This is a genomic window from Actinoplanes auranticolor (assembly GCF_018332655.1).
GTDB lineage: Bacteria > Actinomycetota > Actinomycetes > Mycobacteriales > Micromonosporaceae > Actinoplanes > Actinoplanes auranticolor.
Genome location: NZ_BOQL01000066.1, coordinates 76,989 through 95,711, shown reverse-complemented (window position 1 = coordinate 95,711; position 18,723 = coordinate 76,989). Strand labels below are relative to the sequence as shown.

Sequence of the window (18,723 nt, the reverse complement as noted above, 5' to 3'; positions counted from 1 at the left end):
AACCCGCGCGCCTTGTTCGGGCAGGATGACCAGGACGGGGTGCTCATGCGACGACGGGCGATGACGGTTGCGGCGGGAGCCGGATTGGCGGGTGCTCTGATGGGCGGGCCGGCCCGGGCGGACGGTGGGCGCGGGCTCGCGCTCGACCTGATCAGCCTGTCCCACGTCAACGATCCGGCAACCACCAATGTCTATCCCGGCGACCCGGCCTTCGAGCTGGAGACCATCGCCACCATCGAGCAGGACGGCTTCTACCTGCAGTTCGTCCGCGAGGGGGAGCACACCGGCACGCACTGGGGCGCCCCCGGGCACTTCAACGCCGGCGCCGCCCTGGCCGACGACCTCGACATGGCCGACCTCTTCCGGCCCGCCGTCAAGATCGACGTGCGGCGGCAGTGCGCCCGCGACGCCGACTTCGCCCTGTCGGTCAAGGACCTGAGGGCCTGGGAGCGCCGGCACGGCCGGATCCCGCCGGAGTCCATCGTGATCCTCTGGACCGGCTGGGAGACGCGCTGGGGCACCGACGCCTTCTCCAACTTCGACGCCGACGGGGTCATGCACCAGCCCGGCTTCAGCCTCGAGGCGGTGCAGTGGCTGGTCGACACCGGCCGGCTGGGGCACCGGGGCGGTACGGGCACCGACACCTTCAGCCCCGACCCCGGCGCCGACACCACGTACGCCGTCTCCCTGCTGGTCTACCAGCGGCACCGGATCAGCCTGGAGATCCTCGCCAACCTGGCCGCCCTGCCCGCCACCGGCGCGTACGTGCTGTGCGGCGGGCAGATCAACAAGGCCGGCTCGGGCTCGACGGCCCTGATCTACGGGGTGCTGCCACCGCCCGGCTGAAGGACCCCGTTGACCGTCAGGGCGTAGCGCGCGTACTGGGTGACCTGCTCGGTCGGCTCGTCGAAGGCCACGATCGCGACCACCTTGGGGTAGTCGCGCAGCGCGGCGTACCCGGCCACGCTGACCTGCCGGGCCCGCCGGCCCTTCTCGTCCAGCCCGACCAGCTTCACGTGCCAGCCGTGCACGGCGGCCGGCACGATTTGGGTGGGTGAGCGCCAGCCGGTCAGCGTGCTGCCGTCGCTGACCGTGACCGCGCCCACGGTCACGTCGTCGATCAGCCAGCCGCCCTCGTTGACCGAGGCGTCACTGACGTAGCGGAAACCGAGCAGCACGCGTTTGCCGGCGTACGCCTTCAGGTCGTAGATCTGCGGCTCGAAGACGCCGGACTTGCCGCTCAGCGCCGGCCCGGACGGCGCGTCGACCGTGTGGTCCCCGGCGATCGCCGTGTACGTCTTCCCGCCGTCGGTCGACACCGTCACGTAGCCGTAGTCGTAACCCAGTTCGGTCGTGTACTTGGCGCGCAGCCGCAGCGTCGGGTCGGCGGCCGGCACCGTGACCGGGATGACGGCGGCCACGTCCAGGCTGCTGGCGTTGCCGGAGAACAGCGCGCCGTCCTGCACCGTCCACTGCAACGGCTTCGGCGGGAGTGTCCGGGTGCCCTTGAACGTCACCGAGGTCAGGTCCGCCCCGCGCAGGAACTTGCCGGAGGCGGCGCGCAGCCGGACGTAGTCGGCCCCGTTCGGTGCGGCGCCCGGGTAGTCGAAGGACGCCGGGTTGGCCAGGTTGACGGTCGCGCGCACGCTCGGCGAGGTCACCTTGTGTTTCGGCACCCCGGCCATCACCCCGTCGGCGGTGTCGCCGACGATCTTGTCGACCAGGTTCATCGTCTGGAAGTCGTGCAGCACCGCGGAGAGCTTGACGCGGGGCCCCAGCGCCGCGGCCACCCCGGCCAGGCCCTGGTGCTCGCGGTCGCGGTGCAGCCGTTCCAGCACCTCGGGACCGAAGCGGTCGCGCAGGTAGAGCATGAACTGGTACGCGATGCCGTAGTCGGCCAGCACCTCGGCGGGCGCGCCCTCGTTCCAGAGGTTCAGCGAGTTCTGCGCGCCGCCGCAGTCGCGCGGATTGGTGTTGTAGCGGGTGCGGACCAGCCCGAAGCCCTGGAAGCAGGCCAGGTGGCTGTCGTGGCCGGGGTGGTACACGGTGGCGTTGCCGTCGGCGTACCCGACCAGGGTCTGCGCGTAGTCGGACAGGCCCTCGTTGACCCAGACGTCCTCGAACGGATCGGTGTACGACTGCAGCAGGTGCTGCCACTCGTGGGCGAACGTGCCCTCGTACATCCGGGGCCGGGCCGGGCGGCTGGTGCACAGGTCGCCGGTGGCCTCGTCCGGTGGCGCGGCTCCGGAGCGGTGCTGCCAGTCGTACGCGTCGATCGTCATGACGTTGCGGTCGACCAGCTCGTTGATCTGGGAGGAGAAGAACCCGGCGATGTAGGTCGGCACGTCGGGGAACTCGTAGTAGTTGTCGTCGCGCACGTTGTCGACGAGCGTGACGGTCCTGTCCCCGGCGCCGGTGTAGTCCCCGCCGCTGAGCATCGCCTTGGTGCCGTCGCGCTCGCGGGGGACGCTGAACGCCGCCGTCTCCTTCGGGTAGATCGTCTCCTCGAACTCCCGGACCAGGGCGCCCAGCTGCTGGTCCGTCACCACGGTGGAGGAGGCGGGCCGGCAGTCCCCGGCCGGGAAGGCGACGTCCTTGGCCACCCACACCTCGATGTGCGCACCGACCGCCCGCAGCGTGTAGTCCTTGCGGTAGAGGCTGCCCTTGACGTCGTCCAGGGCCAGCCATTCGCGGACCGTGCCCACCGGCGGCGTGGGCCCGGCGGCGACGGCGGCCTTGCGCCCGGTCACGCCGCGCATCGGCAGCCCGGAGACGTCGAGGTGCTTGCGGGTGAGTTCCCGCACGTCGGAGGCCGGTGGTACCACCGGGGCGGATGGTGCCGGCGGCGCCGCCGAGGCGGACGAGGCCATCGGCAGCAGCGGCAGGATCAGCAGGGCGACCGCGGCGAAACGGAGGCGGGCCATGGAACTCCCTTCGGCGCCGCGCCGGTGAGGCGCGCACAGAAGGCGACGCTACCTGGCGTACCGGGCGAAAAGGGGCAAGACGCGGGCTACTCGAAGAGGGAATGCTTGCGGCCGCCGTCGGCCCGGCGCCGCGCCCGCCGCCGCAGCTGCACCACCACCAGGTCGACCAGGGCGACCAGGGCCCAGACGGCCAGCAGCCAGCCCGGCACCGTCCAGCCCCGGCTCCACAGCACGACCGCCAGCACCGTGCACACCACGAATCCGAACGCGGCCAGCACCAGCCGCAGGTTCAACGGGCTGTACGGCTCGCCGACGGTGCCCCGCCGGCCGGGCGGCTGGGGACCGATCGGCATGGACCGACCCTAGCCGCCCGGACCGGCGAGGCATACCTCAGGACACCTCGCGGCGCAGCATCCGGACAGTGCCCGCCACCAGCGGCAACGCCACCCAGACCAGGGCCGAGACCCCGAAGCGGGCCCACTGGTCGCCGGTCATCCCCGGCTCGCTCAGCGGCAGCGAGGTCACGTTGAGGTCGAGCCAGCCGGCCGCCGAGTTGAGCCACTTGACCATCTCACCGAGCACCGACCAGAGCGTCGGGATGGCGAAGTACAGCACGATGGCCAGTGGCGAGTTCATCAGCAGGGCGCCGAACGCCGAGCCCATCAGCACGTACACCACCTGCATGACCACCAGCTGACCGGCCAGGGCGGCCTCGATGTGCCAGCTGCCGTCGCCGCCCGTACCGGCGGCGATCAGGTTGCCCACGGCCGCCAGCGCGGCCGTCGCAGCGGTGACCGCGATCGCGATCAGCACCGCGGCGATCAGCTTCGCCACCAGCACCCGGCCCCGCGCCGGGGTCAGCGTGAAGGTGGTCAGCGCCGTGCGCTGTGACCACTCGCTGGTCATCGACAGGATGCCCAGCACCGGCAGCAGCACGGCCGCCGGGACCAGGCCGAAGGCCAGCATGCCGTCGAAGACCTGCTCGTCGGCCGGGGCGGCGAAGATCACGAGCGCGACCGCGCCGGCCGCGGCCAGCCCGATCACGATCAACAACCACAGGCCCGACCGGGTGTCGGCCAATTTGCGCAGCTCGACCAGCGTGAGCCGGGCCATCGGGATGCCGGTACGGCGTCCGGCGGAACCAGCAGCATCACCGGGCGCCGAGGTCGGCGCTGTCTGCACGGCGGTCATCGGACGGCCTCCTTCACCGAGTCACCGGCGGTCAGGGTCAGGAACATCTGCTCGAGCCCGCCGCTGCCGGCCGGGCGCAACTCCAGCAGGACGAGCCCGGCGTCGGCCGCCGCCCGCCCGATGGTCTCCGCATCGGCCTGCACGACGACGCCCCCGTCGGTCGCCGCCGTGCCGGCATGCCCGATGCGCCGCAGCACCGTCTCCAGTGCTGCCATGTCCAGCGCCCGCACGACCGTGCCGGACGCGGCCAGCAGCTCGGCCTTGTCGCCCTGGGCCACGATCCGCCCGGCGCCGATGACGACCAGCTTGTCTGCGACCGCCTCCACCTCGCGCAGCAGGTGCGAGGAGAGCAGCACGGTGCCGCCCGCGTCGGCGAAGTTCCGCAGCAGCCCGCGCATCCAGTAGATGCCCTCGGGGTCGAGGCCGTTGGCCGGCTCGTCGAGGATCAGGATGCCGGGATCGCCGAGCATCGCGTACGCGAGCCCGAGCCGCTGCCGCATGCCCAGCGAGTACGCCTTCACCCGCCGCTTGGCGGCCGTGCTGTTCAGGCCGACCCGCTCCAGGCTCTCGTCGACCCTCCGCTTGTCGACGCCCATGGTCAGCGCGGCCAGCGTCAGCACCTCCCGCCCGGTGCGCCCGGCGTGCTGGGCGGACGCGTCCAGCAGCACCCCGATCCGCCGCCCGGGATTGCCCAGGCGCCGGTACGGCTGCCCGTCGATGGTGGCGGTGCCCGCGGTGGGCGGCGTCAGCCCGCAGATCATCCGCATCGTGGTGGACTTGCCCGCGCCGTTCGGGCCGAGGAAGCCGGTCACCGTGCCGGGTTCGCAGGTGAACGACACGTCGTCGACGGCCGGGTGGCTCCCGTACCGCTTGCTCAGATGTTCGACCGTGATCATGGCTCTCAGCGTGCCGCCGCGGGCCACCCGGCCGCGTCGGTCTCCGGTCGGTGCCCGCGAACCTTGGTCTAGTCCCGGCTACGACTTTGGTCGGTACATCCCGCAGGAGTAGCCCGGCCATCGATGGGTATGCGCGTTGGACACAGGGCAGGCGGGAGCGCACGATGGCGATCAAGGAACCGTCGGACATCGCCCACACCGCGGTGGCGGCCGGCGTGAAGAAGGCCGATCTGCGGTGGGACAAGACGCTGATCGGGTCGTTCCTGGCCGGCGCGTACATCGCCTTCGGCGGGCTGGTCGCCATCGCCGTGTCGTCCGGGCTGGACCCGGAGATCTGGGGGAGCCTGCCCACCCTGTTCACCGGCGCGGCGTTCACCCTCGGCCTGGTCCTGGTGCTGATCGCCGGCTCCCACCTGCTCACCGGCAACATGCTGCTGATCCCGATCAGCGCCATGCAGGGCCGGCTCACCTGGGGCGACATCGCGCGCAACCTCACCCTGGTGCTGATCGGCAACGTCATCGGCGCCGTGTTCGTCGCGTACTTCCTGGCCGTGCAGACCGGCGTCATCGGCCAGCTCGGCAGTGACGCGGGCACCTCCGGCGCGATGACCTACGAACGGCTCGCCGGGATCGCCGAGGCCAAGGGCCTGCACGAGAGCAACTGGCAGATCTTCCTGCGCGCGGTCGGGTGCAACTGGCTGGTCTGCCTCGCGGTCTGGGTCTCGCTGGCCGCCGACAACGTCTCGGGCAAGATCCTGGCGATCTTCTTCCCGATCATGGCGTTCGTGGCGATGGGTTTCGACCACGTGGTGGCCAACATGTTCTTCCTGCCGGCCGCGATCTTCGCCGGGGTGCCGGGCCTCGGCTGGGACGACACCCTGCGCAACTGGCTGCTGGCGTTCCTGGGCAACCTGGTCGGCGCCGTGGTGTTCGTCGCCACCTCGTACTGGTACATGTACCTGCGCGACGAGCCCTCGGAGGAGAAACCCCGCGAGGCGACCTGAGCCCGGCAGGGTTCGACTTTGGTCGGTATCGGCCGGTGCCCGCCCACCCGTAGCATGACGGCCGTGGGGGAGCTGACGGTGTCACCGGCCGGCCGCAGGACGCCGGAGTACCGGTGGCTGCAGCCGGCCGAATTGTGGGAGACCGCCGAGCGCCCGGGCGCGCGCCGCTCGACCCGCGACTGGGTCGTGGATTCGCTCTGTTTCCTCGTCGCCCTGGCCTGGACCCTGGTGGCGGGCCTCGATCTGCTCCAGCCGGAGCCCGACATCGTGCCGCAGTGGACCGACACCCCGGTCTGGCTGGCCTGGGCGGATCTTCTCGCCGGCGCGGCCCTCACCACTGCGCTGTGGTGGCGCCGCCGGTTCCCGGTGCAGCTCGCCGTGCTCGCGACGGTGAGCGGGACCTTCTCCATCGCGGGCGCCATCGCCGGCATGATCATCATCTTCACGCTGGCGGTGCACCGCCGGTTCGGGGTGACAGCGGTGATCGCCGTCGCTTCGCTGGCGGGAAACGCGGTCTTCGCCCAGCTGCGCCCGGAGGAGGGCGTCAGCTTCGCCGAGTCGCTCGCCTGGAGCACGGTGTTCCTGGCCATCACGCTGCTGTGGGGGATGGTCGTCCGTTCCCGCCGGCAGCTGGTGATGTCGTTGCGGGACCGCGCCGAGCGGGCCGAGTCCGAGCAGCAGCTGCGGGTCAGCCAGGCCCGCGCGATGGAACGCACCCGCATCGCCCGGGAGATGCACGACGTGCTCGCCCACCGGATCTCGCTGCTGAGCCTGCACGCCGGCGCGCTGGAGATCCACCCGAGCGCCGCTCCGGCCGAGGTCGCGGGGGCCGCCGGGGTGATCCGGGCCAGCGCCCACCAGGCTCTGCAGGACCTGCGCGAGGTCATCGGCGTGCTGCGCGAGCCGGCCTCCGACGACACCCCCGAACGCCCCCAGCCCACTCTGGGAGAGCTGCCCGCGCTCGCCGACGAGTCCCGGGCGGCCGGTGTCCGGGTACGCCTCGAACTGCAGGTCGACGACGCGGCCACGGTGCCGGCCGGGACCGGGCGGGCGGCGTACCGGATCGTGCAGGAGGGTCTCACCAACGCCCGCAAGCACGCGCCCGGCACGACCGTACGGGTCTGTGTGGCCGGCACGCCCGGCACCGGCCTGACCATCGACATCCGCAACCCGGCGCCGGTCGGCGCGCGGCCGGCCGTGACGATCCCGGGCACCGGGACCGGCCTGGTCGGGCTGGCCGAGCGGGCCACCCTGGCCGGCGGCCGGCTCACCTCCGGGCGCGGCGCCGACGGCGAGTTCAGCCTGACCGCGTGGCTGCCGTGGGGCCAGCCGGGAGTGGCGCAGTGACCGCACCGCTGCGCGTGCTGATCGTCGACGACGACGCCCTGGTCCGGGCCGGGCTGACGATGATCCTGTCCGGGGCCGACGACATCACCGTCGTGGGCGAGGCCGCCGACGGCAGCGAGGTCCCGGCGGCGGTGGCCACCCACCGCCCCGACGTCGTGCTGATGGACATCCGCATGCCCCGGGTCGACGGCCTGGCCGCGACCGAGTCGCTGCGCCGGCGCCCGAGCGCCCCGGAGGTCATCGTGCTGACCACCTTCGACGCCGACGAGTTCGTGCTGCGGGCCCTGCGGGCCGGCGCCAGCGGCTTCCTGCTCAAGGACACCCCGCCGGTGGAGATCCTGCACGCGGTACGCCGGGTGGCGCACGGCGAGGCGATGCTGTCACCGGCGGTGACCCGCCGGCTGATCGCCCACGTGGCGGCGCCGGAGGTCAACGGCGGACGGCAGCAGGCCCTGACCGCCCTCGAACAGTTGAGCGAGCGCGAACGCGAGGTCGCCCTGCTGCTCGGCCGGGGCCGCGCCAACGCCGAGATCGCCACCGAACTGTTCATGAGCGTCGCGACGGTGAAGGCGCACGTCTCCCGCCTGCTGGTCAAGCTCAACCTGAACAACCGGGTCCAGATCGCCCTGCTCGTGCACGACGCCGGCCTGGTCTGACCGCGGTCCGGCCGGCTGCCGGCCCGGACCGGACCCGGTCCGGACCGATGCCGGCTGGTGCGAGCCGGGCTGACCGCGGCCCGGGTCCGGCCCCGGGGCGACCGGCCGGGATGAGAGCATGCCGGGATGACCAGGGAGACGAGCGACGACGACGTCGTGCTCAGCGCGGGCCACATCACGGCGGCGGTCGGCGACCTGGGCTGGCGGTACGTCCTGGGCACCCTGCGCGCCTCGATCCGGCTCGGCCCGCTGTGGCAGGTCGCCGAGGTCGCCACCGAGCTGATCCGGGCCTGCGGCACCGCCGCTGACGGGTGCCTGCGCCTCGATCTGCGTCCCGGCCGGCTGGAACTGGTCCTGCATCCGCCCGACCCGGCCGGGCTGACCGGGCGGGAACTCACCCACGCCCGCACGATAGCCACCGCCGCGGCGGAGATGGGCCTGCCGCTGGAGCCGGACGCCGACGGCCGGCGGTCGGTGCAGGCCCTGGAGATCGCCATCGACGCGCTGGACATCGCGGAGATCCGGCCGTTCTGGAAAGCCGTGCTCGGTTACGCCGACGAGCCGGGCGGCGGCGGCCCGGGCGACCCGATCGTGGACCCGCTCGCCCAGGGCCCGGCGATCTGGTTCCAGCAGCTGAGCGGCCCGCGAGCCCAGCGCAACCGGCTGCACCTGGACGTCTCGGTGCCGCACGACGAGGCGCCGCAGCGGATCCGGGCCGCCCTCGGCGCGGGCGGCACTCTGCTGTCCGAGACCCGGGCGCCGTCCTTCTGGATCCTGGCCGACTGCGAGGACAACGAAGCCTGCGTCACGACCTGGCAGGGCCGCGACTGACGGCCCGGACGGGATCCGCCGCGATCGGCCGCGGGGCGACGGCCGCCGCCGCGACGAGCTGGGAGACCGTCGCGAAGCGGAAGCCCCGCTCGCGCAGCCCGTCGATCATGGCCCCGAGCCGGCGCAGGGCCACCAGCCGCCGGTCCGCGCCGACGTCGTGGGCCAGCACGATGTCGCCCGGGCGGACCGCGTCGACGATCGCGCGGACCTGGGCGTCCGGGTCGGCGGCGAAGGCCCGTTCGCGCATCTGCTGCGACCACAGCACGATGTCGTAGCCCAGCGAGTCGGCCGCCAGCAGCGTCGAGCCGCCCAGGTGCCCGTACGGCGGCCGCATCAGGCCCGGCGCCCGGCCGGTGACCTCGTGGATCACCTCGTGGGTCCGGGTCAGCTCGTCGGTGACCCCGGCCAGGTCGAGGGTGGCCAGGTCGTCGTGCGACCAGGAGTGGTTGCCGACCTCGTGCGCGCCCAGCCGCCCCCGGACCAGCCCGGCGTGCTCGCGCAGGTGCCGCCCGACCATGAAGAACGTGGCGGGCACCCCGGCCGCCTCCAGCGTGTCCAGCACCATCGGCGTCCACCGCGGCCCCGGGCCGTCGTCGAAGGTGAACGCCACCAGCGGTTCGCTGGTCTCGGCGTAGTACCGCACGGTCACGTCAGCGTGCCGGGCCGCGGCCGGGGTGTCCGCGGCCGCCGCGTAGCCGCCACCGAGCGGGGGCCGGTCCCAGCCGCACCAGCGCGGTAACCCGCTCGCGCCCAGCGCGCCCGCCCCGGCGCCGGCGAGGGCCAGCAGCCCGCCGCGCAGCACGGCGCGGCGGCTGGGCCGCATGATCCGAACACTCGCTGCCATGATCGTTCTCCCCGTGTCCGCGCCGCGGTGCGCGGCACCCAGGGAGCGTCGCGGGCGGCGTCAGCCACGGGTATCCGGCGCCGGCCGGAGATCCACTCCGGCCGGCTCCACCCTTCGGCCGAGGCGCTGCTCTGCTACCGGGCGGGGGAGAGCGGCCACAACGGCTCCTCGGCCGCCGCCTCGGTGTCCCGCAGGACCCGCAGCACGTTGCGCCCGGTCAGCTTCTCCAGGTCCCCCTGGCTCCAGCCCCGCCCGGCCAGCTCGGCCAGCAGCCGCGGGTACCCCGTCACGTCCTCGAGCCCGACCGGCAGCCGGTCGCATCCGTCGTAGTCCCCGCCCAGCCCCACGTGATCCACCCCGGCCACCGCCCGCACGTGCTCCACGTGGTCGGCCACCTGCGCGATCGTCGCCTCCGGCCGGGGATGGGCGGCCAGCCAGGCCCGGAACGGCTTCGGCGGCGGAACGTCACCACCGGGCAGGGCTGTGCCGAACGATCCGCCACCGGCCGTCGGGACCGGCCCGGCCTCGGGGCCCGATCGGGGAGCGCCGGGCCGGGGAGCGCTGGGCCAGGGAGCCTTCCCGGCCGGCAGCCCGAGCCGTTCCCACTCCGCGTCGGCCGCGGCGCTCCAGGCCGCGACCTGCTCCGAGACGAAGACCGGTACGAACGCGACCATGCACACGCCGCCGTTGTCCCGCAGCTTGACCAGGACATCGTCGGCGACGTTGCGCCGGTGGCCGGTGACGGCCCGGGCCGACGAGTGGCTGAAGATCACCGGGGCGGTGGCCACCTCCAGCGCCGCGTGCATGGTGGTGGCGGCGACGTGGGAGAGGTCCACCAGGACGCCGATGCGCTGCATCTCCGCCACGATGGCCCGGCCGTCGTCGTCCAGCCCGCCGACCCCCGGAACGTCTGCGGCCGAGTCCGCCCACGACGTGTTGTGGTTGTGGGTCAGCGTCACGTAGCGCACCCCGAGGCGCGCGAAGGCCCGCAGCACGCCGAGCGAGGTGGCCAGGCTGTGCCCGCCCTCGATGCCGATCAGTGAGGCGATCCGGCCCCCGCGCTGAGCCGCCTCCACGTCGGCGGCCGAGTACGCGATGGCCAGGTCCCGCGGGTACGCGGCAACGAGCCGGTACACCGCGTCGATCTGCTCCATGGTCGCCGCCACCGCCTCGGGTTCACTGAGATCCGAGGGCACGTACACGGACCAGAACTGGCCGCCGACCCCGCCGGCGCGCAGCCGGGCGATGTCGGTGTGGAACTCGGGCCGGCCCGCGGCCAGGCCGTCGACGCGGTAGCCGGCGCGCTCACGCAGCGCCATCGGCAGGTCGTTGTGCCCGTCGATGACGGGGGCGGCTTGCAGGGCGAGATCAACGACGGACACCGGCGCTCCTCAGGCTCGTGGGCCGCGGCCGGCGGGGCTGGCGCCGGCCCGGTCCGAACGGACGATGATCACCTGCCGGAGCATAGGTCGGCCCGGGGCGGATTGCGCGGGGGCCGGTCCGCGGAATCCTCAAGTCCCGCCGTTCGGCTCGTTCGCAACCGGCCGGCACCCGCACGGGCACGGTGCGCGCACCGAACGCCCCGGAATCTTTGCTGCATGCCCGGCCGAGACGCGGTCGGACACATGCGGGGGAGATCCGAATTGCGTCGCAAGAAGCTGCAGAAGTCCGTGACCGCCCTGGCCGCTCTGGTGGCCGGTGCCGGCACCGCGCTGGTCGCCACGGCGCCCGCGGCGGCCGCCGCCGCTCCGGAGCTGAAGCTCACCGCCGGTGACGACACGTACGTGTCCAGCGGCCGCAAGGACGCCACCTTCGGCGCCGAGGACAAGCTGTCGATCGGCCGCCTCGACGGCGACGCCAAGATCGCCTTCCTGAAGTTCCTGGTCCCGGCCGGTACCCAGGTCACCGGGGCCCGGCTGCGGCTGATCACCGTCGGCGACGTCACCGGCAAGGTCTCGGTGAGCCGGGTCGCCGGTAACGCGTGGACCGAGCAGACGCTCACGTCCGGCAACGCCCCCGCGCTCGGTGCGGTCGTCGCGTCCGTCACCCCGGCCGCCGGCGCGGAGGAGCTGTCCTTCGACCTCGGCGCCGCGGTCACCGGCCCGGGCACCTACTCCTTCGCCGTCCGGTCGTCGGCGTCCAACGCGGTCACCCGGCTGCGCTCCGCCGAGGGTAAGTGGGGCGGCCCGGTGCTGACGGTGACCACCGCGGGCGGGCAGTCGGCCCCCGCCGTGCCGCCGGCCACGCCGATCGAGGACGAGGACATGCCGCCGCCGGCCGCCGAGCCCACGACCCCCGCCCCGGCCCAGCCCGCCCCCAGCCAGCCCGTCCCCACCCAGAGCGCCCCCACCCAGCCGGAGCCGACCCAGCCCGCCCCCACCCAGACCACCCCCACGCAGCCCGCCCCGGTCGACCCGCCCAAGGGTGACTGCGTCACCGGTGCCAAGCTCGTGCCGAGCTGCGGCGTGCTGTGGGGTGCCGCCGCCGGTGGCTTCACCGACGCGCCGCGCGACCAGGCGCTCAAGGACTGGGAGAAGCTCAGCGGCCGCACCGCGAGCATCTTCCACGCGTACCACAAGGGTGACGAGCCGTTCCCGACCAAGTCCGAGATGGCCATGGCCCGCGACGCCGCCAAGCCGCGCGTGCTGCTGCTGAACTGGAAGATCGCGTACGGCTCGAGCTGGGCCAAGGTCGCCAAGGGTGAGCAGGACGCCCGTATCGACCGGTTCGCCGCCCGGATCAAGACCAGCTTCCCGGAGAAGTTCTTCCTCGTGCTCAACCACGAGCCGGAGAACGACGTCGTGGCCAAGGCCGGCTCGGGCTGGGAGGCCAAGGACTTCGCCGCCATGTACCGCCACACGATCCTGCGCCTGCGGGCCAAGGGCGTCACCAACGCGATCAACGTCATGGCATACATGGGCAACGAGAAGTGGATGGCCCAGTCGTGGTGGAAGGACCTCTACCCGGGTGACGACGTCGTCGACTGGATGGGCCTGGACTCGTACGTGAGCGCCGAGAAGGGCTACTACCACTTCGGCATGTTCGGTGACCTGCTCGACCGCAAGCCCGCCAACGGTGGCCTCGGCTGGTACGACTGGGCCACCACCAAGCACGCGAGCAAGCCGATCATGGTTGCCGAGTGGGGCGTCTACCACCGCGTCGGCAAGGTCACCGACAAGGCCGCCGGTTTCCGCAGTGTGCTGCCCGAGCTCAAGAAGCGCCCGGGTATCAAGGCGATCGTCTACTTCGACACCAAGCGCGACGACCAGGGCGACCGGGACATCAGCATCGACAGCACCAAGACGGCCCTGAGCGCGTTCCGTACGCTGGCCGCGGACAAGATCTTCGACGTGAAGCTGCGCTGAGCGTCGTCCACTGTGCTCACGAGCCGCCCGGCGGGCCTGCCGGGCGGCTCGTGCCGTGTTCAGCTCCCGGCGACGGCCATCGTGCCCTTGCCGCTGCGCTTCGCCTCGTACATCGCCGCGTCGGCCGCGCGCAGCAGCGTGCGGGCCCGACCGCCGGGGCCGGTGGCGACACCGACGCTGGCCCGCACGACCAGCACGTGCCCCTCGACGGTGACCGGCTCGGTGAGCGTGGCGACGATCCGGCGCGCGGTGGCCGCGGCCTCGGCCGGCGTCGTGCCGGTCAGGATCACGGCGAACTCGTCGCCACCCAGGCGGGCCACCGTGTCGCTGCCGGCGCGCACGCAACCGTGCAGCCGTTCGGCCGTGGTGACCAGCACCCGGTCGCCCACGTGGTGCCCGAGCGTGTCGTTGATGATTTTGAAGTCGTCGAGGTCGACGGCCAGCACCCCGGTGAGCGCCCCGGCGTCGGCGACCCCGGCCGCGTCGGCGATCCGGCGGTGGAACAGGGTGCGGTTGGCCAGGCCGGTCAGCGCGTCGTGGGTGGCCTCGAAGTGCAGCTGCTCCTGGAAGGCACGGGCGTCGGTGATGTCGCGGGCGTTGGAGATGAGCCCGCGCACGCTCGGGTCGTCGTGGCGGTCGGTGGCCACCACGTCGAGCCAGCGCCAGGAGCCGTCCTTGTGCCGTACCCGGCCCTGCCAGGAACCGCCCGCCGCGGCCGCCGGCACGTCCTCGGGATGCAGCAGGTCGCGCAGCCCCGAGCCGAGCAGTTCCTCGGGCGCGTACCCCAGCATCCGCGTCACGGCCGGGCTGGTGAACGTCATCCGGCCCTGCCGGTCGGTGATGACCGTCAGGTCGGAGGAGTGCTCGATCAGCGAACGGAACCGGCTCTCCTGCTCGCCGAGCCGGCGCAGCAGCACCGCGTTGTCGACGAACGAGGTGATCTGCCGGCCCAGCACCACCAGCGTGACCAGCAGCGAGCCCAGGACCAGCCCCCAGCTGCGGACCGACAGCCCGTCCTGGGCCAGGCTGAGCAGTCCGGCGGCATAGGTGGCCAGCGCCGCCGCGTACGGCAGCAGGCTGAACGGCCGCCGCCGCGAGCGCTGCGGGGCGGTGGCGGCGAGCCCCATCTCCACCGCCTGGGCCCGCGGGCAGGCCGCCATGATCACGCAGGGGACGAAGCTCGACAGCATGAACACCGCCGGGTTCGCGCTCGCGGCGAGCCCGTCGACGCCGACGCCGAGCGCGGTCAGCGCCACGCCGACCAGGGCGATGCCGGCCGCGACCGGACGGAACGGGGCCTCGCCGCCGAGGATCAGCTTGGTGATGCCGAAGAACAGGATCAGCATGAGGGCCGCGAGCACGCCGTTGAGCAGCACCAGGCTCAGGGCGGCGCCGACCACCGCGCTGAGCATGAACGACCAGATGAAACCGGCGGCGGCGGTCATCACGGTGGCCGCGTCCAGCCAGAAGACCAGGCGCTGGCGGCCGGTGGCCCGGATCGGGTGGGTCAGCATCGCCCACAGCGGCACCGAGACCCCGGCGACGATGAACACCAGGTGCACGTTGCCGCTGACCAGTCCGGACACCGTCAGGTCGCGCGCCGACTGCACGGCCTGCACGAGGTCGCCGACGGTGAACAGGGCCGCGGCGATCGTCATCGCCCGCCAGAACCGGCGCGTGGTGGCCGACGCGGCGGGGTGCCGCCAGACCCGCCACGAGCCGGCGGCCAGCACGACGTCCAGGGCCACCTGGATCGGCCAGTAACCGGCGATCAGGACGGGCAGCCCGGCCAGGGGCCAGGCGTACCAGGCGACGCCGAGCAGAGCGACGGCCAGCAGCGCCTGCATGCCGCGGTCCCGCAGCAGTGCCATCGGCACCCGCGGGGCCGTCCGTCTGCCCGTACGCGGAACCATCGCCCTGCCTCCAGCCTGTCGCTCCCGGACGGGAGTCGCAGCCTGTCCATCGTTCGGCGGGACCCGGACTTGAGACATCACGGCCGCGCCCGGCTGTGATCACCGACGCCGCCCACCGTCAGGGGCGCGGAGTCCGCGGCACCGAACTTCTCAGGTGGCCGCCCACCCGCCCGATCTCGACGGCGATGTCACCTCGCCAGGGGGTGGCCGCGGGCGGGGGGAGGAGTCTGATGATCGTCAGGCACCGGGCTCCCGCCACCGTCATGACCGGCCTCAGCGTCGCCGTGTTCGCCGCCTGGCTGGCGACCGGACTCGGCGGCGAGGCCGTCACCCGGGCCGTCTCCGACATCGGCACCGTCCTGATGACCCTGGCGGCCGGCGTGGCCTGCCTGGTCCGCGCCTCGCGCCGCCGCGGCCGGATGGGTGTGGCCTGGACCGGGATCGGCCTGGGCACGCTCGCGTACTGCTCCGGCGAGGTCTGCTGGACCTTCACCGAGGTGGTCCAGGGCCGGGCAGTGCCGTTCCCCGGGCTGCCGGACCTCGGTTACCTCGCGATGGTCCCGCTGGTCGCCGCGGGCCTGCTGGCCGTACCGGTGGGCCGGCAGCCGGTGGCGCACCGGATCCGTAGCATCGTCGACGGGCTGATGATCGCCGTCTCGCTGGTGCTGGTGAGCTGGATCGTGGTGCTGGAGCCGCTGCTCGCCGCCGACCCGGGCAGCCGGCTCGGCCGCGCGGTGCTGCTCGGCTATCCCATCGGCGACGTCGTGCTCGTCACCGTGGCTCTCTACGTGCTGGCCCTGCTGCGCCGCGGCGGCCGGGACACCGGAACGCTGCTGCTCATCGTGGCGGCGACGGCGACCCTGGGCGTCACCGACAGCGTGTACCTCTACGTCTTCCTGCACGACGACTACCGCTCCGGCGGCCTGCTCGACACCGGCTGGTTCGCCGGCTTCGCGCTGATCCTGCTGGCTGCCCTGCGTCCCGGCACCGGCCCGGACCAGCATGATCCGGACGCGGAGCCGGCGGACCGGCAGCCGTTCGCGGTGCTGCTGCCGTACGCGGCCGTGCTCAGCGCCCTGGCCTGCAGCGTCGTGTACTACGCCGTCTCCGGGGAGGCGGACCCGTTCTTCGCCGGCTGCCGCACCCTGCTCATCGTGCTGATCATCGCCCGCCAGCTGCTGACGCTGCTGGAGAACCGGCACCTGACCCGGCACCTGGAGGCCCGGGTCGCCCGGCGCTCCGCCGAACTGCAGGCCAGCGAGCTGCGCTTCCGCGCGCTCGTGATGCAGAGCTCCGAATCGGTCGCGGTCATCGACGCCGACTCCACCATCCGGTTCCAGAGCGAGTCGGTCGAGCGGGTCTTCGGCTATCCGGCCCGGGTGCTGCTCGGCCTGCGGCTGCTCGACGTGGCCGGGCGCCGCGCCGCACCCGGCCTCGCCGCCGCCCTGGAGTCGGTCCGCGACCGCCCGCTGGGCGTCGTGGTGGTCGAGGTCCCCTTGCGGCACGCCGACGGCCGGATCCGGCTCGCCGAGATGACGATCACCAACCTGGTGCACGACCCCTCGGTCCGCGGTTACGTGCTCAACACCCGCGACATCCACGACGCCACCGAGCTGCAGGAGCAGCTGGTGCACGAGGCGTACCACGACGCGCTGACCGGGCTGGCCAGCCGGGCGCTGTTCCGCGAGCGGGCTCTGGAGGCCCTGGCCCGGGACCCCGGCGCCGACGGTGTCGCGGTCCTGCTGCTCGACCTGGACGGCTTCAAGGAGATCAACGACAGTCTCGGGCACGCCGCCGGCGACGCCCTGCTCGTCGAGATCGCCGCCCGGCTGCGCACCACCGTCCGCGAGGGCGACACCGTGGCGCGCTTCGGCGGTGACGAGTTCGGCATCGTCATCGCGTCGGGCACCGCGTGCGCCGACGCCGAGGCCGTGGCGGCCCGGATCGCGGCCGTGCTGGAGGTGCCGGTCCGCGCCGGGGAACGGGAGCTGCGGGTGTCCGCCAGCATCGGCCTGGCCTGCGGCGCCGACGCCGGAGACATCGACCAGCTGGTACGCAACGCCGACCTGGCGATGTACCGGGCCAAGAAGGCGGGCGGGGGCGCGCTGGCCGCGTACGACCCGCAGATGCTGGCCGGCCTGGTCCAGCGGCTCGAGCTCGAGGCCGACCTGCGCCTCGCCCTGGAACGCGACGAACTGGCCCTGCACTACCAGCCCACCGTCGACCTGCGGACCGGCGAGATCGTCGGCTTCGAGGCGCTGGTCCGCTGGCACCACCCGACCCGGGGCATGGTGTCCCCGCTGGACTTCATCGGGATCGCCGAGGCGACCGGGCTGATCGTGCCGCTCGGCCGCTGGGTGCTCACCGAAGCGTGCCGGCAGGCGGTGGCCTGGGGCGCGGGCAGCACCCGGCGGCTCAAGATGGCCGTCAACGTGTCGGTGCGCCAGTTCGAGCACGGCGACCTGTCCGCGATGGTCGCCGAGGTGCTGGCCGCCACCGGCATGCCGGTGGACCAGCTGTGCCTGGAGATGACCGAGAGCGTGCTGCTCACCGACACCGACGAGAACCTCACCCAGCTGCAGCGGCTCAAGGCGCTGGGCGTCACCCTGGCCATGGACGATTTCGGTACGGGGTACTCCTCGCTGGCGTACCTGGGCCGCTTCCCGATGGACGTCCTCAAGATCGACCGGTCCTTCGTGGACCGCCTCGGCGGGGACCACGAGGACGAGGCGCTGGTCCGCACGATCGTGCAGCTGGGCCGCAGCCTCGGCATGAGCACCGTCGCGGAGGGCATCGAGGACGCCGGCCAGCTGCAGATCCTCCGCGAGCTCGGGTGCGACCTGGCCCAGGGCTTCTTCCTGTCCCGCCCGCTGCCCGCGGCGGAGGCGGGCCGGGTGCTCGCCGAGGGCTCGGTGCGGGCGCTGGCCGTCCCGGCCTGAGCCCGGGGAACGGTGTTGCCCGCGGCCGGTGGTCGGCCGACCATCGACGGCATGGATGAACTGGTCGGGCACTACACCGCCGGGGACGAGGACATCCGGCTGAGCCTCGACCGCAACCTGGTCGAATGGGTCCGGACCGGCGAGCTGCTGGAGCGCTGGCTACCGGCGGCGCCGGCCACGGTGCTCGACGTCGGCGGCGGCCCGGGCCGGCAGGCCCGCCATCTGCTCGACCGCGGGTACGACGTCACCCTCTACGACCCTGTTCCCAAACACGTGGCCCAGGCGCGGGAGCGTGGCGTGCCGGCGTACGCCGGTGACGCCCGGCGGCTGCCCGCGGGTGACGCGACGGCCGACGCCGTCCTGATGCTGGGCCCGCTGTACCACCTGATCGAGGCGGACGACCGCGCCCGGGCCCTCGCGGAGGCGTCGCGGGTCCTGCGGCCCGGCGGCGTCGTGGTCGCCGCGGGACTGTCCCGCTGGGGGCGGATCCTCGTCCGTGCGGCGGCCGAGGAGCTGGGTGACCCGGCGCGCCACCGGCACACCATGGCGACGCTGCGGCACGGGCACGTCGAGGGCGGCGACAGCTGGGACGAGGTGGCGTACCTGCACGACCCCGGGGAACTGGCGGCCGAGCTCACGACCGCCCGGCTGCACGACGTGGAGGTCGTCGGGGTCGAGGGGCCGGCCGGTGCCTGGGCCCGCCGTGATCCGGCCCTGAACGCCCACGCGCTGGAGCTCGCCCGGGCCGCCGAGACGGCCCTGGCCGGCGCGTCGATCCACCTGCTGGCCCGCGGCACCAAGGGCTGAGCCCGG

Annotated in this window: 15 protein-coding genes; 8 read left to right on the top strand and 7 right to left on the bottom strand. The window is 73.3% G+C overall.

Annotation, left to right across the window (positions count from 1 at the left end; all coding sequences use genetic code 11):
• Positions 1-84 precede the first annotated feature (84 nt).
• Positions 85-846 carry a cyclase family protein gene (locus Aau02nite_RS37070; protein ID WP_246595720.1) on the top strand — a complete coding sequence of 254 codons (762 nt, stop codon included), beginning with the start codon at positions 85-87 and terminating at the stop codon, positions 844-846.
• Here the strand turns inward: Aau02nite_RS37070 and Aau02nite_RS37065 are convergent.
• The 4 genes from Aau02nite_RS37065 to Aau02nite_RS37050 all read right to left on the bottom strand — a co-directional run bounded on the left by Aau02nite_RS37065 (position 819) and on the right by Aau02nite_RS37050 (position 5,011).
• The gene (locus Aau02nite_RS37065) at positions 819-2,924 is read right to left on the bottom strand and encodes a M6 family metallopeptidase (protein WP_246595719.1); all 2,106 of its coding nucleotides are present in this window, start codon (positions 2,922-2,924) and stop codon (positions 819-821) included. The two genes, Aau02nite_RS37070 and Aau02nite_RS37065, sit on opposite strands and share 28 nt — an antisense overlap.
• 86 nt (positions 2,925-3,010) lie before the next feature.
• Positions 3,011-3,277, bottom strand: coding sequence for a hypothetical protein (locus Aau02nite_RS37060; protein ID WP_212993295.1), 267 nt, complete (start codon positions 3,275-3,277; stop codon positions 3,011-3,013).
• Between the two features lie 37 nt (positions 3,278-3,314).
• Complete coding sequence (locus Aau02nite_RS37055) at positions 3,315-4,115, bottom strand: ABC transporter permease (RefSeq protein WP_246595718.1); 801 nt, start codon at positions 4,113-4,115, stop codon at positions 3,315-3,317.
• Positions 4,112-5,011 carry an ABC transporter ATP-binding protein gene (locus Aau02nite_RS37050; protein ID WP_212993294.1) on the bottom strand — a complete coding sequence of 300 codons (900 nt, stop codon included), beginning with the start codon at positions 5,009-5,011 and terminating at the stop codon, positions 4,112-4,114. The genes Aau02nite_RS37055 and Aau02nite_RS37050 overlap by 4 nt, the downstream gene beginning before the upstream one ends.
• Before the next feature lie 164 nt (positions 5,012-5,175).
• Here Aau02nite_RS37050 and Aau02nite_RS37045 point away from each other — a divergent pair, with 164 nt between their 5' ends.
• The 4 genes from Aau02nite_RS37045 (at position 5,176) to Aau02nite_RS37030 (ending at position 8,849) form a co-directional block, all read left to right on the top strand.
• Complete coding sequence (locus Aau02nite_RS37045) at positions 5,176-6,015, top strand: formate/nitrite transporter family protein (RefSeq protein ID WP_212993293.1); 840 nt, start codon at positions 5,176-5,178, stop codon at positions 6,013-6,015.
• 63 nt (positions 6,016-6,078) lie between these two features.
• Positions 6,079-7,362, top strand: a complete 1,284-nt coding sequence (locus Aau02nite_RS37040; protein ID WP_438841210.1) for a sensor histidine kinase — start codon at positions 6,079-6,081, stop codon at positions 7,360-7,362.
• Complete coding sequence (locus Aau02nite_RS37035) at positions 7,359-8,018, top strand: response regulator (protein ID WP_212993291.1); 660 nt, start codon at positions 7,359-7,361, stop codon at positions 8,016-8,018. The genes Aau02nite_RS37040 and Aau02nite_RS37035 overlap by 4 nt, the downstream gene beginning before the upstream one ends.
• 126 nt (positions 8,019-8,144) lie before the next feature.
• On the top strand, positions 8,145-8,849 hold the full coding sequence (locus tag Aau02nite_RS37030; protein WP_212993290.1) for a VOC family protein: 705 nt from the start codon (positions 8,145-8,147) through the stop codon (positions 8,847-8,849).
• On the opposite strand, the gene Aau02nite_RS37025 is transcribed toward Aau02nite_RS37030, so the two are convergent.
• Both Aau02nite_RS37025 and Aau02nite_RS37020 read right to left on the bottom strand, forming a co-directional pair.
• Positions 8,824-9,693, bottom strand: coding sequence for a polysaccharide deacetylase family protein (locus tag Aau02nite_RS37025; RefSeq protein ID WP_212993289.1), 870 nt, complete (start codon positions 9,691-9,693; stop codon positions 8,824-8,826). The genes Aau02nite_RS37030 and Aau02nite_RS37025 overlap by 26 nt on opposite strands.
• A gap of 134 nt (positions 9,694-9,827) precedes the next feature.
• A complete protein-coding gene (locus Aau02nite_RS37020; protein ID WP_246595717.1) occupies positions 9,828-11,075 on the bottom strand; it encodes a dipeptidase in 1,248 nt (415 codons plus the stop codon).
• Positions 11,076-11,336: 261 nt separating this feature from the next.
• On the opposite strand from Aau02nite_RS37020, the gene Aau02nite_RS47560 reads away from it, so the two are divergent.
• Complete coding sequence (locus Aau02nite_RS47560; RefSeq protein WP_281421129.1) at positions 11,337-13,058, top strand: CBM96 family carbohydrate-binding protein; 1,722 nt, start codon at positions 11,337-11,339, stop codon at positions 13,056-13,058.
• Between the two features lie 59 nt (positions 13,059-13,117).
• Here the strand turns inward: Aau02nite_RS47560 and Aau02nite_RS47555 are convergent, their stop codons facing one another.
• Positions 13,118-14,929, bottom strand: a complete 1,812-nt coding sequence (locus tag Aau02nite_RS47555; protein WP_281421139.1) for a diguanylate cyclase domain-containing protein — start codon at positions 14,927-14,929, stop codon at positions 13,118-13,120.
• Between the two features lie 272 nt (positions 14,930-15,201).
• Here Aau02nite_RS47555 and Aau02nite_RS37005 point away from each other — a divergent pair, with 272 nt between their 5' ends.
• Together Aau02nite_RS37005 and Aau02nite_RS37000 are read left to right on the top strand one after the other, a co-directional pair.
• Positions 15,202-17,910 (top strand): GGDEF domain-containing phosphodiesterase, encoded by a 2,709-nt coding sequence (locus Aau02nite_RS37005; RefSeq protein ID WP_212993286.1) that lies wholly within the window; start codon positions 15,202-15,204, stop codon positions 17,908-17,910.
• A 51-nt stretch (positions 17,911-17,961) separates the two neighbouring features.
• Positions 17,962-18,717, top strand: coding sequence for a class I SAM-dependent methyltransferase (locus tag Aau02nite_RS37000; RefSeq protein ID WP_212993285.1), 756 nt, complete (start codon positions 17,962-17,964; stop codon positions 18,715-18,717).
• The last annotated feature ends 6 nt before the right edge of the window (positions 18,718-18,723 follow it).